Below are 14,713 nucleotides of genomic sequence, written 5' to 3'. Positions count from 1 at the left end.
TTTCCTTAGAAGGTCAGGCCCGGCGACAGCTTGGCCGGCATTTCCAGCACGCCGTTCTCGATCGAGGCGACCGGGTAGGCGCAGTAGTCCGCCGCATAGTATGCGCTAGGACGGTGGTTGCCGGATTTTCCGATGCCGCCGAACGGCGCCGTGCTGGCCGCGCCAGTGGTCGGGCGATTCCAGTTGACGATGCCGGCGCGGGCGCGCAGCAGGAAGGTTTTCCACAGCGCCTCGTCGTCCGACAACAGGCCGGCGGCCAGGCCGAACTCGGTGGCGTTGGCGACTTTCAGCGCGGTGTCGAAATCGGCCACGCGGACCACCTGCAGCAAGGGGCCGAACCACTCCTCGTCCGGGATGCCCTTGGCGTCGGTGACGTCGACGATACCGGCCGAGACGAAGCCGGTTGCGGCGGCCAGATGGCGCATCTGCAGCAGCGTCTTGCCGCCCTTGGCGACCATGTCGGCCTGCGCCTGCACCAGGCGGGCGGCGACGGCGGCCGACACCACCGGACCCATGAAGGGCTGCGGCTGGGCGTCGGAGGCGCCGATGGCGATGTTGGACGCCACTTCCACCAGCCGCGCGACAAAAGCGGCGCCGGCCGGCGTGTCCTGCACCACCAGGCGGCGCGCGCAGGTGCAGCGCTGGCCGGCCGAGACGAACGCCGAGAAGATCGCGTGGTGCACGGCGGCGTCGACGTCTTTCACGTCCCACACGACGAGGGCGTTGTTGCCGCCCATTTCCAGCGCCAGCATCTTGCCCGGCTGGCCGCCGAACTGGCGGTGCAGGCTGATGCCGGTCTGGCAGCTGCCGGTGAACAGCACGCCGTCCAGCAGCTCGCTCTGGCCCAGCGCCACGCCGCTGTCGCGGCCGCCGTTGACGAGGTTGATGACGCCGGCCGGCACGCCGGCGCGCTGCCACAGTTGCACCGTCTTGATGGCGCTGCGCGGCGCGTATTCGCTCGGTTTGAAGACCACCGTGTTACCGGCGATCAGGGCCGGCACGATGTGGCCGTTCGGCAGGTGGCCGGGGAAGTTGTACGGGCCGAAAACGCCGAAGACGCCGTGCGGACGGTGCCGCAGCACGGCGTCGCCGTCGGCGATTTTGCTCTGCGTTAGGCCGGTGCGCGCGCCGTAGGACTGCACCGAAATATCCACCTTGTTGGCCATCGTCGCCACTTCCGTGTGCGACTCCCACAGGGGCTTGCCGACCTCCTCCGAGATCAGCAGCGCCAGCTCTTCCGCGTCTTCCTTCAGCAGGTCGCGGAAGCGCGTGCAAACGGCGATGCGCTCCTCCAGCGGACGCGCGGCCCAAGCCTCGAAACTGGCGCGCGCGGCGGCGCAGGCCTGCGCCACGTCGGCCGCGCTGGCCTGCTGGCTGGACCAGGTCTGGCGGCCGTTGGACGGGTCGATCGTGACCAGCTCGGGGCCGCTGCCGGCGAGCCATTCGCCGTTGATGAAGTTGGATGGATTAGACATGGGGGTTCTTCCTCAAGTTGAGTGACAGCGTGCGCACAGGCTCGCCGGCGCGGCAGCGCAGCAGTTGTTGTTCCGCCTCCGGCAGGGCGATCCTGCCGTTGACCGGATTGGCCGCCGAGACGATCATGCGGAAATTTTTCAAATCGGTGTTCGACACCAGATAGGGCTCGGCTTCGACGGCCGCGCCGCAGGCGGCGTCGGCGCCGGCCTCGGCGTCGATCACGCTCAGCGCGCTCTCGCGCATCGCGCGCAGCTCGGAGACGCGCGCCTGCAGCACGGGACCGGCGTCGAAGATGTCGACATACCCCTCGAAATACAGGCCCTCCTGCTCCAGCAGGCGGCGCGCCGGCGCGGTGCTCAGGTGGACCTTGCCGATCACTTCCTGCGCCTCCTCCGGCAGGTAGGCCACGTACAGCGGCTGGCGCGGCATCAGCTCGGCGATGAAGGACTTCTTGCCCAGGCTGGTCAAGTCGTCGACGTGGTCGAAATTCATCTTGAAGAAATGCCGCCCCAGGCCCTCGTAGAACGGCGAGCTGCCGTCCGGCGCCTGGTAGCCGCGCATCTCGGCGATCAGCTTTTCGGTGAACAGGTGCGGGAACTGGGCGATGAACAGGAAACGGCTCTTCGACAGCAGCTTGCCGTTGGTGCCGCTGCGGTAATCGGGGTGCAGGAACAGCGAGCACAGCTCGGTGCTACCGGTCAGGTCGTTCGACAGGTACAGCGTCTCCATGCGCGTGAAGACGTCGAGCTCGCGGCTCGAATGCACCAGCGTGCCGATGCGGTAGTTATAGAACGGCTCCTCCAGCCCGACCGCGCCCTTGATCGCGCACACGCCGGCCAGGCGGCCCGTGTCGGTGTCCTCCATGACGAACATATAGTCGCGCTTCTCGGGCGGAATGCTCTCGGCGAACGAGGCGCAGGCGATCGCCAGGCGGTCGCCCATCATCTTCATGTCGGGTTTCAGCGTGGTCATGCCGGTGCCGACCTGGCTGGCCAGGCCGTACAGGGCGTCCAGGTCGGACTCGTTGATTGCGCGTACAACTAGCATAGGGTTCTCACTTTAGATTCTGACGCAGACCACGTTGTCGCCCGGCGCCACCTGCAGCGCGTCGAGCAGCTCCTTCGGCAGGCCGATGGCGTCGGCCGCCTCAAGCGGGTCGCAGGCGAAGGTGACGGCGCGGAAGTTCTGCTCGACGCCGGAGGCCACCGCGTAGTTCACCTTCAGGCCGGAACGGCTGGGCGCGATGCCGTCGGCCACGCGCCGCGTCACCGAGCCGGTGAAGGAGCGCAGCGAATTCTTGTGCGCCTGCAGGATCGGGCCGCCGTCGAAGATGTCGATGTAATCGTCGGCCTCGAAGCCCTCTTCCGTCAGCAGGTTGAAGGCCAGCTCGCCGCTCGGGTGGATTTGCCCCATCGCCGCCTGGGCGTCGCCCGGCAGCAGCGGCACATACACCGGATAGTGCGGCATCAGCTCGACGATCAGCGTGCGGTTGCGGGCGCCGCCGATGACGCGCTCGGCGTCGAGGAAGTCCATCTGGAAGAATTTGCGGCCCAGCGCGTCCCAGAACGGCGACTGGCCGTCGGCGTCGGTGATGCCGGCCAGCGGCACGAAAAAGCGGTCGCCGAAACGGTGCGGCGCCAGCACGGCGAACAGCAGGCGGGCGCGCGACAACAGCGCCGCCTCCAGGCCGGCCTGCTCCATATTGCGCACGTAAAAACCGGACAGCTGCGAATACGCCGTCAGCTCCGAACACAGCGTCAGCGCATGCACGCTGTGGCTGATGTTCAGGTCGCGCGAGACTTGCTGGATGACGTCGTTGCGGAAGGAAAAATAGGTGCCGTTCGAGCCGGCCGAGGCGAAGATCGCGGCGGTGCCGGCAATGCTGCGGTCGGCCACGGCTTCGAGCACGAACAGGTACGACTCCTCGCTGGGAATGTCGACATGGGCGGCGAAGGAGGCAATGGAACGCTCCACCGAGGCGGCGATCTTTTCACGCGTTTTCGGCAGGGTATGGACACCCGGCATGGTCACTGCAGCCAGCGATTCCAGAGCCGCAATATCCGCAAGTTCTACCGGACGGACAACATACATGTGAGCTCCCTAAAGTGCTTGGGCCCGCCGCGGTTGCGGCGGGCCCGGATGACAACGGTGCGATTAAGCGGCTTTGATGCCGTCCAGCGCAAGGCGCAGCAGGCGGCCGGCTTCGGCGATCTGCGCGTCGGAGACGATCAGCGCCGGCGCCAGGCGCACCACGTCCATGCCGGCGATCAGCACCATCAGGCCCTGGGCTTCGGCGGCCTTCTGGATATCCTTGGCGCGGCCCTTGAAGGCGTCGCTGACGACCAGTCCCAGCAGCAGGCCGGAGCCGCGCACGATGGAGAACATGTGCGGATAGTCGGTGATCAGGCCCTGCAGCATGGCGACCAGCTTGGCGCTGGCGTCCTTGACGCGCGCCAGGAAGGCCGGCGTGTTGATCGTCTCCAGCACGGTCAAGGCCACCGTCGCCGCCAGCGGGTTGCCGCCGTAGGTGGTGCCGTGGGTGCCGACGCCCAGCGTGGCGGCCAGTTCATGGGTGGTCAGCATGGCGCCGATCGGGTAGCCGTTGCCGAGCGCCTTGGCGGCCGTCAGGATGTCCGGCGTGACGCCGTAGCCCATGTAGGCGAACAGTTCGCCGGTGCGGCCCATGCCGCTCTGCACCTCGTCGAAAATCAGCAGCGCGCCGGTCTTGTCGCACAGCGCGCGCAGCTCTTTCAGGTAGGCCGCATCGCCCGGCACCACGCCGCCCTCGCCCTGCACCGGCTCGACGATGACCGCGCAGACGTCGTCGCCGATGGCGGCGCGCGCCGCTTCGATGTCGTTATAGGCTATATGGTTGATTTCCTGCGGCAGCGGCTCGAAGCCTTCGGTGTACTTGGCCTGGCCGCCGACCGACACGGTGAACAGCGTGCGGCCGTGGAAGGAGCTGAAGCAGGAGATGATGCGCGACTTGTTCGGGCCGAACTTGGTGTGCGCGTATTTGCGCGCCAGCTTCAATGCCGCCTCGTTGGCTTCGGCGCCGGAATTGCAGAAGAAGGCGCGGTCGGCGAAGGTCGCCTCGGTCAGCGCCAGCGCCAGGCGCAGCACCGGCTCGTTCGAGTAGCCGTTCCCCAGATGCCACAGGGTGTTGATTTGCTTGGTCAGCGCCTCGACCACCGCCGGCGCGCAGTGCCCCAGGCTGGTGACGGCGATGCCGGAAGTGAAATCGAGGTAATGCTTGCCAGCCTGGTCCCACAGGTCCAGGCCGGAGGCGCGCACCGGCACCATCGCCGCCGGCGCGTAGGTCGGAACCAGGACTTCGTCGAAGGTTTGTCTGGTGACAGGACGTTCGGTGACGGACGAATCAAGCTTGGCGTTCATAGCATTCCTCAAGTTAGGTACGTTGGCAGCTACGACAGCTGCGCGTGTACTGCATTATAAAAACCGGGATGCTAAAACTCTTTTGAATCTGCGACAAGGATTTTCATTTTTGCCCGCCGCCAAGCCGGCCGGCCCGCCTTATCCGCCCGGCATCAGCTTGCGCTGGCGCTCCTCGCGCGGGGTGTGGCCGAACAGGGCGCCGAACGCGGTCGAAAAATGCGAGCCGGACGAAAAGCCGCACATCAGCCCCACCTGGACGATGGAATTGTGGGTGCCCTGCAACAATTGGCGGGCGCGCTGCAGGCGCAGCTCCAGGTAATAGCGCGACGGCAGGCTGCCCAGGTACTGCTTGAACAGGCGCTCCAGCTGGCGCCGCGACAAGCCGACCAGATTGGCGATGTCGTCGGTCGACAGCGGCTCCTCGATATTCGCCTCCATCAGCGTGACGGCCTCGGACAGCTTCGGCTGCAGCACGCCGAAACGGGCTTGCAGGGCGACGCGCTGGCGCTCCTCCTTGCCGCGCACGTGGTCGATGCACAGCGCCTCCTTGACGTGGGCCTGGGCGTCGGCGCCGAACAGCGTCTCGATCAGCGTCAGCGCGAAGTCGATGCTGGCGGCGCCGCCGCAGCAGGTCAGGTGCGGGCCGTCGATCTCGAACAGGTGCGGCGTCAGGATGGCCCGCTCGGCCTTGGCCTCGGCGTCGGCGTACAGCGCCCACGGCAGGGCGATGCGCACGCCGTCCATGACGCCGGCGTCGGCCAGCCACAGCACGCCGGCGCCGACGCCGCCCCAGAACGGCGCCGAGCGGCAGCGCTCGATCACCGCGCGGCACAGCTCGGCGGGCAGGGCGGCCTGGGTTTCATCGGCCACCAGCAGCGCCACGTGCCAGTGGCCGGGCGCCTCGGCGGCCAGTTGCGCCGGCGTGCGCACGAGCAGTTGCAGCGTTTGCGGCCCCAGCGCGGCGGCGCACAGACGCAGCGGCTGCACCAGCCCGGCCCAGGTGATGGCGTCGGCCTCGCCTGCGTTGACCAGCAACACGCGCAGGGGCTTGTCCAGGCCGATGCGGGACAGGTTAGCGAAGGACATCGGCGGGGCGAACGGGCATCGGCATGGTTGTCAGGTGGCGTAGCGGGAAGGGTAAGGGAAAGACGGCGCTACTCGGGCACCAGGGCGGCGGCCGGCCGCTCGGAATTCCATTGGCTTACTATCATACCGGAGATCAGCAGAGCGGCGCCCACCCAGGCCTGGCCGGTCATCACCTCGCCCAGCCAGAAGTAGGCGAAAAACGCCGCCGCGCCGGGCTCGAAGGCGTAGATCACGGCCGCCTCGTTGGCCGTGCTGTGGCGCTGCCCCCAGGTTTGCAGGGCGATGATGCCGGCCGTGCAAAGCACGCCCAGGTAGAGGAAATTGGCGGCGTAGGCGCGCACGCCGCCACCGATGTAGCGCCAGTAGTCGAGCGCGTCGGCGCCCAGCTCGATCTGCGTGCGCGGCACTTCGCGCACCAGCAGCCACAGGGCCGCGCACAACGCCACGGTGACGATCTGCATCGCCGTCAGCGCCATCAAGGCATCCACCGTGCGGGTGGCGCCCTCCATCATCTTCACATACAGGCCGAAGGTAAAGGCGGCCAGCAGCGCCAGCGTGTCGCCGCGGCTCCAGCTGGCGTCGCCGTCCGAGCACAGCACGAACAAGCCGGCCAGCGCCAGCGCCAGGGCGATGACGATGCGGCGCTCCGGCTTTTTGCCGGCGGCATAGCCGAGCAGGGGCACCACCAGCACGTTCAGCCCGGTGATAAAAGCGTTGCGGTTGGAGGTCGTCAGCGCCAAGCCCTCCACCTGGAAAACATAGCAGATAAACAGCACCGCGCCGACCAGGGCGCCGGCCTTGCAATCCCTGAGGCTGGCGCGCCACAAAAACGGCAGCATCAGCACGCTGGCCAGCATGAAACGGATGCAGACGATCCAGATCGGCGAGAAGTACGCGGTCAGGCTTTTCATGGCCGGAAAAGTCGTGCCCCACACCAGCGTGACGAGCAGCAGGGCCAGGATACCGCGGAACTGATGGGTCATAGGGGAAGTCTCAAGTAGATGTGTATCTATCAACGGTAAACGCTATGTTACCCGCGCCGGCAACAAATTGCGAACCGCCGCGCAGGCTATAATCACGCCCATGGGTGAACGATATTTAAAAAGTATCCGGCTGCTGGCCGAATGCATGCAAGGCTTCGAGCGACTGTCGGGCGAGCACGTGCGCCAGTTCGGCTTGACGCACGCCCAGTTCGACATCATTGCCACGCTGGGCAACACGCCCGGCATGGCTTACAAGGAACTGGGCGAAAAGACCCTGATCACGAAGGGCACGCTGACCGGCGTCATCGACCGGCTCGAACAAAAGGGCCTGGTCGCGCGCGCGCGCAACAGCGACGACAAGCGCTCCTACTTCGTGAGCCTGACCGGCAACGGCGAACGCGTCTTCGCCGACGTGTTTCCCAAGGTCACGGCGGAAGGCGGCAAAGTCTTCGCGCATTTCAGCGACGCCGATTATGCCAGCCTGGAACAGACCCTGTCCGGGCTCAAGCAACTCATCGCCGCAGGCCGCAGCATCCCCGGCGCAAGCCGGGCACCCCGCACCTCCACAGACAAGAAAGAAAAGGAAAGATATTGAAAACGACACTGCTCGAAGGCAAAAAGCCGGCACATTTTGACAAGCACATCATCGGCAACCTGCTGCTCAACGCCAGCACGCCCGAGCTGGTGCGCCAGGAAAAGCTGATCATCGGCATCCGCAACGAAGCCGGCGAAATCTACCGCCTGATCGGCGCCACCAAGCACAACAGTTTCATGAACGCGATCGAGGAATTGTTCGACCTGGGCCTGGTCGACGAACTGCAGGACACCGACTCGACCCAGGACGGCTGCGACGCCATCTTCAGCGAAGTCTGAGCGGCGCCGCGCTCGCCACAGTGAGCGCAGAGGGGGAGCGACGGCCGCGGCAAGCGGCCGGCGCTCCCCCTTATGCCATGCGGCGCCGGCAGCGAAAAAAATGTCCGCAATGAATTATCAAAAAAGTTCCAAGAGGAAATATTGCGAGTATAATTTTTTCGATGAACCGACTCGACGCCTTTAAAAGCATCGCCGCTCAAGCGAGCCGCGGTGAGCTGACGTTCCCCACCAGCGTGGACGCCTCCCTCAAGCTGCAGCAAGCGCTGAGCGACCCCGACTGCCACATCGACGACGCGGCCAAGCTGGTGCAAGCCAACCCGCTGCTGGCGGCGCGCACCGTGGCGATCGCCAACTCGGTCGCCTACAACCGCTCCGGCAACGAAATCGCCAGCGTGCGCGCGGCCGTGCAGCGCATGGGCGTGCGCACGCTGCAATCGCTGGTGGCGGCGCTGATCGTGCGCCAGCTGGGCAGCAGCATCAGCGATCCGCTGATCAAGGCCAAGGTGGCGCAGTTGTGGGAGCACACGGCCCATGTGGCCGCGCTGGCCCAGGTGATCGCCCGCCGCGTCACCAAGGTCGATCCGGACACGGCGCTATTTTCCGGCATCGTCCACGAAGTGGGCGGCTTCTACATGCTGTCGCGCGCGGCCGAGTTCCCCGGCATCCTCGACGGCGAGCCGGAAGACTGGGTCGAACACGGCGAACAAGCCATCGGCCGCGGCGTGCTGACGAAACTGGTGATACCGGAAGCGGTGCTGGCCTCGGTCGAAGCCCTGTGGGAAGGCTTCCGCGCGCTGCCGCCGGAAAACCTCGGCGACACCCTGCTGCTGGCCAACGACCTGGCGCCGGTGGCCTCGCCGCTGCACGAAAGCCCGGGCGCGACCAGCGTACAGGCGGCCCGTACCATCGACTGCGAAATCGGCGAAGGCACGCTCAACAGTATCATGGCCGAATCGGCCGCCGAAGTGAAATCGCTGCTGGCCGTGCTGATGCTGTAAAGCTTAGCCCCAAAAAAAGCCCGCTGGAGAGCGGGCCAAGTCCAAAACCAGGGATGTCCTGAAAGAGACAGCCCCACTATACCCCCAGCCCCCCGCGCCCTCTGTACGCTTGCCCACATAGCGGGCGGGTTTTCTCGAGGCGAAAAAAAGGGCGGCCCGCGCCGCCCCTCTCTTGTTGCCGTCGCGCCTTACACCACGGCGCCGTCGGTTTCGTCTTTTTCCTTGATCGGCTTGATCAAGTCTTCGCGCTTGACGCCCAGCCACATCGCCACGGCCGCGGCCACGAACACCGACGAGTAAATGCCGAAGCAGATGCCGATGGTCAGCGCGATGGCGAAATAGTGCAGCGTCGGGCCGCCCAGCAGCAGCATCGACAGCACCATCATCTGGGTGCAGCCGTGGGTGATGATGGTGCGCGAGATCGTGCTGGTGATGGCGTTGTCGATCACCTCATGCACCGAAGCCTTGCGCTGTTTGCGGAAGTTTTCGCGGATACGGTCGAAGATGACGACCGACTCGTTGACCGAGTAGCCCAACACCGCCAGCACGGCCGCCAGCACCGTCAGCGAGAATTCCCACTGGAAGAAGGCGAAGAAGCCGAGAATGATGACGACGTCGTGCAAGTTGGCGATGATCGCCGCCACCGCGAATTTCCACTCGAAGCGGATGGCCAGGTAGATCATCACGCCGATGATCACCACCACCAGCGCGTTCAAGCCGTTCTGTGTCAGCTCGTCGCCCACCTGGGGGCCGACGAACTCCACCTTTTGCAGCACGACGGATTCGACGCCGGCGGAGTCGAGGCAGCCGGTCTTGACGATGTGCTCACCCTTGGCGGTGACGCTTTCCATCGGCTTGCTGACACCCTGCTCGGCCTTGCACAAGGCGTCGAACACCAGTTGCGAGCTGTTCGCGCCGCTCACAGTCTTGATCACCGGCAGGCGTATCATCACGTCGCGCGCCGTGTCGAAGCTGGTCACGCCCGGCTCGATGTAACCCATGCCTTCGAGCGTGTGGCGGATGCCTTCCAGGTTGGCCGCTTTCGGGTACTTCACCTCCATCACGGTGCCGCCCTTGAACTCGACCGACAGGTGCAAGCCCTTCTGCACCAGGAAGAACACGGCGGCAACGAAGGTCAGCGCCGAGATGACGTTGAAAATCAACGCATGGCGCATGAAGGGAATGTCTTTTTTGATCCGGAAAAATTCCATGAAATCCTCTGAGTTCTTGTTGCGTGCCCGGCGCCGCGCGCCGGACACTGGCTGATTACTTCGACAGGCCCGGAATCCAGACCGTGCCGATGGCCACCGATGCGAGTTTCTTCTTGCGGCCATACCAGAGGTTGACCACACCGCGCGAGACAAACACGGCCGAGAACATCGACGTCAAGATGCCCAGGCAATGCACGACGGCAAAGCCGCGCACGGCGCCCGAACCGAACAGCAACAGCGCCAGGCCGACGATCAGCGTCGTCACGTTGGAATCGAGGATGGTGGCCCAGGCGCGGTCGAAACCGGCCGAGATGGCCGCCTGCGGCGTGGCGCCGGCGCGCAGTTCCTCGCGGATGCGCTCGTTAATCAGCACGTTGGCGTCAATTGCCATACCCAGCGCCAGCGCGATAGCGGCGATACCGGGCAGTGTCAGCGTCGCCTGCAGCATCGACAGCAAAGCGATCAGCAGCAGCAGGTTGCAGGCCAGCGCCAGCACGCTGAAGAAGCCGAACATCATGTAATACAGGATCATGAAGATGGCGATCGCGGCGAAACCGTACAGCGTCGAATGGAAGCCCTTCTTGATGTTTTCCGCGCCCAGTTGCGGTCCGATCGTGCGTTCCTCGATGAAGCTCATCGGCGCGTACAGCGCGCCCGAGCGCAGCAGCAGCGCCAGCTCATTGGAGTTTTCCGCACCGCCCATGCCGGTGATCTGGAAGCGCGAACCCAGTTCGCTCTGGATGGTCGCCACGGACAACACTTCCGGCTTGCCCTTCTCGAACAGGACAATCGCCATTTTCTTGCCGATGCGGTCGCGCGTCGCTTCGCGCATCTTGCGGCCGCCGTCGCCGTTCAAGTCGATCGACACGGCCGCCTGCTGGTTCTGGTCGAAGCTGGCGGTGGCGCTGGAAATATAGTCGCCGGTCAACACCACATCCTTCGACAGCACGACGGGCACGCCCTTGCCGACGGTGAACAATTCGGAGTTGAAGGGGATGGCGGAGCTCAGCTCGGAACCGGGCGTGATGCTTTCATCGACCATGCGCACTTCCAGCGTGGCGGTGCGGCCGATGATGGCTTTGGCGCGGGCGACGTCTTGCACGCCTGGCAATTGCACGACGATGCGGTCGGGGCCCTGCTGCTGGATGATGGGCTCGGCCACGCCCAGCTCGTTGACGCGCTTCGACAGCGTGGCGATGTTTTGCTTGACGCCGTCGTCTATGGTTTGTTTCAGTGCCGTCGGCTTCAGGCCGACGATCAACTTCAGGTCGGCGCCGTCGGCGGTGTCGCTGAAGGCCAGGTCGGCCAACTGGCCCGACAGCACGTCCTTCGCCTTGCTGCGGGTTTCCGCGTCGCGGAACTTGATCTCGATATTGTCGCCGACGCGTTCGATACCGGCGTGGCGCACGTTCTTGTCGCGCAGCGCGCTACGCGCGGCCGCCTGGATGCCCTGCACGCGCTTGCTCAGCGCCGCCTTGGTGTCGACCTGCATCAGGAAATGCACGCCGCCGCGCAAATCCAAACCGCGGTACATCGGCAAGGCGTGCAATTTCTGCATCCACTGCGGCGTGTTCGCCTGCAAATTCACGGTGACCAGATAGGTCGGGTCGGCCGGGTCCGGGTTCAAGTCCTTTTCCAGCAGCAATTTGGCCTTGAACTGGGTATCGGGGTCGGCGAAGCGGATGCGCACGGAGGCGTGGCTGCCGGCGCCGTCGAAGGCGACGCCCTCGGCCGCGATTTTTTCATGCTTCAACACCGCCTCGACCTGGGCCGTCAGATCGCTCGTCACCTTGACGGTCGATTTGCCGCTCGTCACTTGCAGAGCGGGCGACTCGCTGAAGTAATTGGGCGCCGTGTACAGGGCGCCCAACAGCAAGGCGACGGCGATAAGGAGGTATTTCCAGAGAGGATAACGATTCATATGTGGTTCAGCGTTCAGTGTTGAGCGTCGGAGGCGTCAAGGCGAGCGGCGGAGCCGCTCGAACCGGGATTACAGCGCCTTCAGGGTGCCTTTAGGCAACAGCATCGTGACAGAGCTCTTTTGCACCATGATTTCAGTGCCGCTCGCCACTTCGAGGGTGACATAACCGTCGGACACCTTGGCAACCTTGCCCAGCAAACCGCCGGCGGTGACCACTTCGTCGCCCTTGGCCAGCGCGTCCATCATCGCCTTTTGTTCTTTCGCCCGTTTTTGTTGCGGACGGATCATCAGGAAGTACATGACCACGAACATCAGCACGAACGGCAGGATGCTGCTCATGTTGCTGCTCAGGCCGAGACCGTCGAGTGGGGATTGCGCATATGCGTTGGAAATGAACACAGGAACTCCGATTCTAGTCAGTTTGAAAAAATAGCGCTGTATTCTAGCACTGGCCGCAGCGTCAAACGCCCCGGACTATGTGGCGGGGATAAATCTTTTTACAAGACCCCGCGCGAATTTAAGCGCCGCGCGCCCGCTCCGCGTGGAATTGCAGCGTGAACGCGTGGAAACGGTCCTCATCCAGGGCCTCGCGCATCTGGCGCATCAAGTCCAGATAGTAATGCAGGTTGTGGATGGTGTTCAGGCGCGCGCCGAGAATTTCCTTGGAACGGTGCAAATGGTGCAGATAGGCGCGCGAGAAATTGCGGCAGGCGTAACACCCGCAAGTCTCGTCCAGCGGCGCCTGGTCTTCCTTGTAGCGGGCGTTCTTGATCTTGATGTCGCCGAAGCGGGTGAACAGCCAGCCGTTGCGGGCGTTGCGGGTGGGCATGACGCAGTCGAACATGTCGACGCCGTTCGACACGCCCGCCACCAGGTCTTCCGGCGTGCCCACGCCCATCAGGTAATGCGGCTTGTTGGCCGGCAGGCGCGGGCCGACGTGGGCCAGCATGCGCATCATGTCTTCCTTCGGCTCGCCGACGGACAGGCCGCCGATGGCGATGCCGGGGAAGTCGACCTCCTCCAGGCCGGCCAGCGACTCGTCGCGCAGGTGCTCGAACATGCCGCCCTGGACGATGCCGAACAGCGCGTTCGGGTTCTCGCCGCGCTGGAACTCGTTCTTCGAGCGCTGCGCCCAGCGCAGCGACATGCGCATCGACGTCGCCGCCTCGGCTATGGTGGCCGGACGGCCCTCGATCTCATACGGCGTGCACTCGTCGAACTGCATGACGATGTCGGAATTGAGGCTGCGCTGGATCTGCATCGACACTTCCGGCGACAGGAACAGCTTGTCGCCGTTGATCGGCGACGAGAAATGCACGCCCTCTTCCGTGATCTTGCGCATCGCGCCCAGCGAAAACACCTGGAAGCCGCCGGAATCGGTCAGGATGGGCTTGTTCCAGCCCATGAAGTCGTGCAAGCCGCCGAATTTCTCCATGACGGTGTTGCCCGGGCGCAGCCACAGGTGGAAGGTGTTGCCCAGGATGATCTGGGCGTCGATTTCCTTCAGCTCCAGCGGCGACATCGCCTTGACGGAGCCGTAGGTGCCGACCGGCATGAAGATCGGCGTCTGCACGACGCCGTGGTTCAGCGTCAGCGTGCCGCGGCGGGCGTGGGTCAGGCCGCTCGTGTCGGTCTTGAGTAATTTGAAATCCAGCATTCTTGATCTTTCGTCGACTAAATAGTGAGTTTGGTTGCGCGCATCAAGCGCGCGGCGCGCGCGCCTGCGTCGTCAGCAGCATCGCGTCGCCATAGCTGAAGAAGCGGTAGTTCTGCGCAATGGCATGGGCGTAGGCGGCGCGGATCGGCGCGTAGCCGGCGAAGGCCGACACCAGCATCAGCAGGGTCGACTTGGGCAAATGGAAATTCGTGATCAGCCGGGTCACCGTCTTGAACTGGTAGCCGGGCGTGATGAACAGGGCCGTGTCGGCGCTGCCGGCGAGCAGCGCGCCCGATTGCGAGGCCGACTCCAGCGCGCGCAGGCTGGTGGTGCCGACGGCGACGACGTCGCGCCCGGCGGCCTGGGCGGCGCGCACGGCGTCCACGGTTTCCTGCGGCAGCGTATACCACTCGGTATGCATCTTGTGTTCGGCCAGCACCTCGGTGCGCACCGGCTGGAAGGTGCCGGCGCCGACGTGCAGCGTCACATAGGCGAAGTTCACGCCTTTGGCCTTCAGCTGGTCCAGCAGGTCCTGGTCGAAATGCAGGCCGGCGGTGGGCGCGGCGACAGCGCCCGGCACCTTGTTGAACACGGTTTGGTAGCGCGTCTCGTCAAAGGCGTCGGCCGCGTGCTCGATGTAGGGCGGCAGCGGCAGGCGGCCATGCGCCTCGATCAGCTCGAACACGTCGGCGTCGAAATGCAGCGTGAAGAATTCGCCGGCGCGCACGCCGACGGTGACGTCGAAGGCGTCGGCCAGGCGTATCTTGCAGCCCGGCGGCGGCGACTTCGACGCGCGCACCTGGGCCAGCACGGTGCGGTGGTCGAGCACGCGCTCGACCAGGGCCTCGATCTTGCCGCCGCTCTCCTTGACGCCGAAAAAGCGCGCCTTCAGCACCCGCGTGTCGTTCATCACCAGCAAGTCGCCGGCCTGCAACTGGCCGACGATGTCGGCGAAGCTGCGGTCGATCAGCGCCTCGCCGTCCAGGTGCAGCAGGCGCGAGGCGCTGCGCTGCGGCAGCGGCAATTGGGCGATATTTTCTGGCGGTAAATCAAAATCGAAATCGGAGAGCGAATACATGCGTTTGCTTCAAGAATTATAAGGAATGCGCGAA

General features: G+C 64.8%; 14 protein-coding genes. 3 read left to right on the top strand and 11 right to left on the bottom strand.

The window, feature by feature from the left end; translation table 11 throughout:
- Nucleotides 1–5: 5 nt before the first annotated feature.
- The 6 genes from astD to OIK44_RS17765 form a co-directional block, all read right to left on the bottom strand.
- Nucleotides 6–1,475, bottom strand: coding sequence for a succinylglutamate-semialdehyde dehydrogenase (gene astD / locus OIK44_RS17790; protein ID WP_273672603.1), 1,470 nt, complete (start codon nucleotides 1,473–1,475; stop codon nucleotides 6–8).
- Nucleotides 1,468–2,523: an arginine N-succinyltransferase gene (gene astA / locus OIK44_RS17785; protein WP_273672601.1), complete on the bottom strand. Its 1,056-nt coding sequence runs from the start codon at nucleotides 2,521–2,523 to the stop codon at nucleotides 1,468–1,470. The genes astD and astA overlap by 8 nt, the downstream gene beginning before the upstream one ends.
- 12 nt (nucleotides 2,524–2,535) lie before the next feature.
- The gene (locus OIK44_RS17780) at nucleotides 2,536–3,567 is read right to left on the bottom strand and encodes an arginine N-succinyltransferase (RefSeq protein ID WP_273672599.1); all 1,032 of its coding nucleotides are present in this window, start codon (nucleotides 3,565–3,567) and stop codon (nucleotides 2,536–2,538) included.
- A 63-nt stretch (nucleotides 3,568–3,630) separates the two neighbouring features.
- A complete protein-coding gene (astC, locus tag OIK44_RS17775) occupies nucleotides 3,631–4,872 on the bottom strand; it encodes an acetylornithine/succinylornithine family transaminase (RefSeq protein ID WP_273672598.1) in 1,242 nt (413 codons plus the stop codon).
- Nucleotides 4,873–5,010: 138 nt separating this feature from the next.
- Entirely contained in the window at nucleotides 5,011–5,958 is a 948-nt protein-coding gene (locus OIK44_RS17770; RefSeq protein WP_273672597.1) for a GlxA family transcriptional regulator, read from the bottom strand.
- 68 nt (nucleotides 5,959–6,026) lie between these two features.
- A complete protein-coding gene (locus tag OIK44_RS17765; RefSeq protein WP_273672596.1) occupies nucleotides 6,027–6,941 on the bottom strand; it encodes a DMT family transporter in 915 nt (304 codons plus the stop codon).
- Nucleotides 6,942–7,041: 100 nt separating this feature from the next.
- Between OIK44_RS17765 and OIK44_RS17760 the strand changes: the two genes are divergently transcribed.
- From OIK44_RS17760 to OIK44_RS17750, 3 genes are all read left to right on the top strand, one after another.
- A complete protein-coding gene (locus OIK44_RS17760) occupies nucleotides 7,042–7,536 on the top strand; it encodes a MarR family winged helix-turn-helix transcriptional regulator (RefSeq protein ID WP_273672595.1) in 495 nt (164 codons plus the stop codon).
- Complete coding sequence (locus tag OIK44_RS17755) at nucleotides 7,533–7,814, top strand: hypothetical protein (protein WP_273672594.1); 282 nt, start codon at nucleotides 7,533–7,535, stop codon at nucleotides 7,812–7,814. Before OIK44_RS17760 ends, OIK44_RS17755 begins: the two co-directional genes overlap by 4 nt.
- 161 nt (nucleotides 7,815–7,975) lie before the next feature.
- On the top strand, nucleotides 7,976–8,812 hold the full coding sequence (locus tag OIK44_RS17750) for an HDOD domain-containing protein (protein ID WP_273672592.1): 837 nt from the start codon (nucleotides 7,976–7,978) through the stop codon (nucleotides 8,810–8,812).
- A 188-nt stretch (nucleotides 8,813–9,000) separates the two neighbouring features.
- Here OIK44_RS17750 and secF read toward each other — a convergent pair whose 3' ends face one another.
- The 5 genes from secF to queA all read right to left on the bottom strand — a co-directional run bounded on the left by secF (nucleotide 9,001) and on the right by queA (nucleotide 14,679).
- A complete protein-coding gene (gene secF, locus OIK44_RS17745; protein WP_273672590.1) occupies nucleotides 9,001–10,023 on the bottom strand; it encodes a protein translocase subunit SecF in 1,023 nt (340 codons plus the stop codon).
- A 55-nt stretch (nucleotides 10,024–10,078) separates the two neighbouring features.
- Nucleotides 10,079–11,944: a protein translocase subunit SecD gene (gene secD, locus OIK44_RS17740; RefSeq protein ID WP_273672588.1), complete on the bottom strand. Its 1,866-nt coding sequence runs from the start codon at nucleotides 11,942–11,944 to the stop codon at nucleotides 10,079–10,081.
- 69 nt (nucleotides 11,945–12,013) lie between these two features.
- Nucleotides 12,014–12,343 (bottom strand): preprotein translocase subunit YajC, encoded by a 330-nt coding sequence (gene yajC, locus OIK44_RS17735; protein WP_273672587.1) that lies wholly within the window; start codon nucleotides 12,341–12,343, stop codon nucleotides 12,014–12,016.
- Nucleotides 12,344–12,461: 118 nt separating this feature from the next.
- On the bottom strand, nucleotides 12,462–13,601 hold the full coding sequence (tgt, locus tag OIK44_RS17730) for a tRNA guanosine(34) transglycosylase Tgt (RefSeq protein ID WP_273672585.1): 1,140 nt from the start codon (nucleotides 13,599–13,601) through the stop codon (nucleotides 12,462–12,464).
- Nucleotides 13,602–13,644: 43 nt separating this feature from the next.
- The gene (queA, locus tag OIK44_RS17725) at nucleotides 13,645–14,679 is read right to left on the bottom strand and encodes a tRNA preQ1(34) S-adenosylmethionine ribosyltransferase-isomerase QueA (protein ID WP_273672584.1); all 1,035 of its coding nucleotides are present in this window, start codon (nucleotides 14,677–14,679) and stop codon (nucleotides 13,645–13,647) included.
- Between the last annotated feature and the right edge of the window lie 34 nt (nucleotides 14,680–14,713).

Source organism: Janthinobacterium fluminis (genome assembly GCF_028595325.1).
GTDB lineage: Bacteria > Pseudomonadota > Gammaproteobacteria > Burkholderiales > Burkholderiaceae_D > Janthinobacterium > Janthinobacterium fluminis.
Note: the sequence above shows the minus strand (reverse complement) of the source record. Positions and strands in the feature narration are given on the sequence as shown.

Coding starts and splice junctions, on each gene's coding strand:
- astD (WP_273672603.1), bottom strand. CDS start 1,475: ATGTCTAATCCATCCAACTTCATCAACGGCGAATGGCTCGCCGGCAGC.
- astA (WP_273672601.1), bottom strand. CDS start 2,523: ATGCTAGTTGTACGCGCAATCAACGAGTCCGACCTGGACGCCCTGTAC.
- OIK44_RS17780 (WP_273672599.1), bottom strand. CDS start 3,567: ATGTATGTTGTCCGTCCGGTAGAACTTGCGGATATTGCGGCTCTGGAA.
- astC (WP_273672598.1), bottom strand. CDS start 4,872: ATGAACGCCAAGCTTGATTCGTCCGTCACCGAACGTCCTGTCACCAGA.
- OIK44_RS17770 (WP_273672597.1), bottom strand. CDS start 5,958: ATGTCCTTCGCTAACCTGTCCCGCATCGGCCTGGACAAGCCCCTGCGC.
- OIK44_RS17765 (WP_273672596.1), bottom strand. CDS start 6,941: ATGACCCATCAGTTCCGCGGTATCCTGGCCCTGCTGCTCGTCACGCTG.
- OIK44_RS17760 (WP_273672595.1), top strand. CDS start 7,042: ATGGGTGAACGATATTTAAAAAGTATCCGGCTGCTGGCCGAATGCATG.
- OIK44_RS17750 (WP_273672592.1), top strand. CDS start 7,976: ATGAACCGACTCGACGCCTTTAAAAGCATCGCCGCTCAAGCGAGCCGC.
- secF (WP_273672590.1), bottom strand. CDS start 10,023: ATGGAATTTTTCCGGATCAAAAAAGACATTCCCTTCATGCGCCATGCG.
- secD (WP_273672588.1), bottom strand. CDS start 11,944: ATGAATCGTTATCCTCTCTGGAAATACCTCCTTATCGCCGTCGCCTTG.
- tgt (WP_273672585.1), bottom strand. CDS start 13,601: ATGCTGGATTTCAAATTACTCAAGACCGACACGAGCGGCCTGACCCAC.
- queA (WP_273672584.1), bottom strand. CDS start 14,679: ATGTATTCGCTCTCCGATTTCGATTTTGATTTACCGCCAGAAAATATC.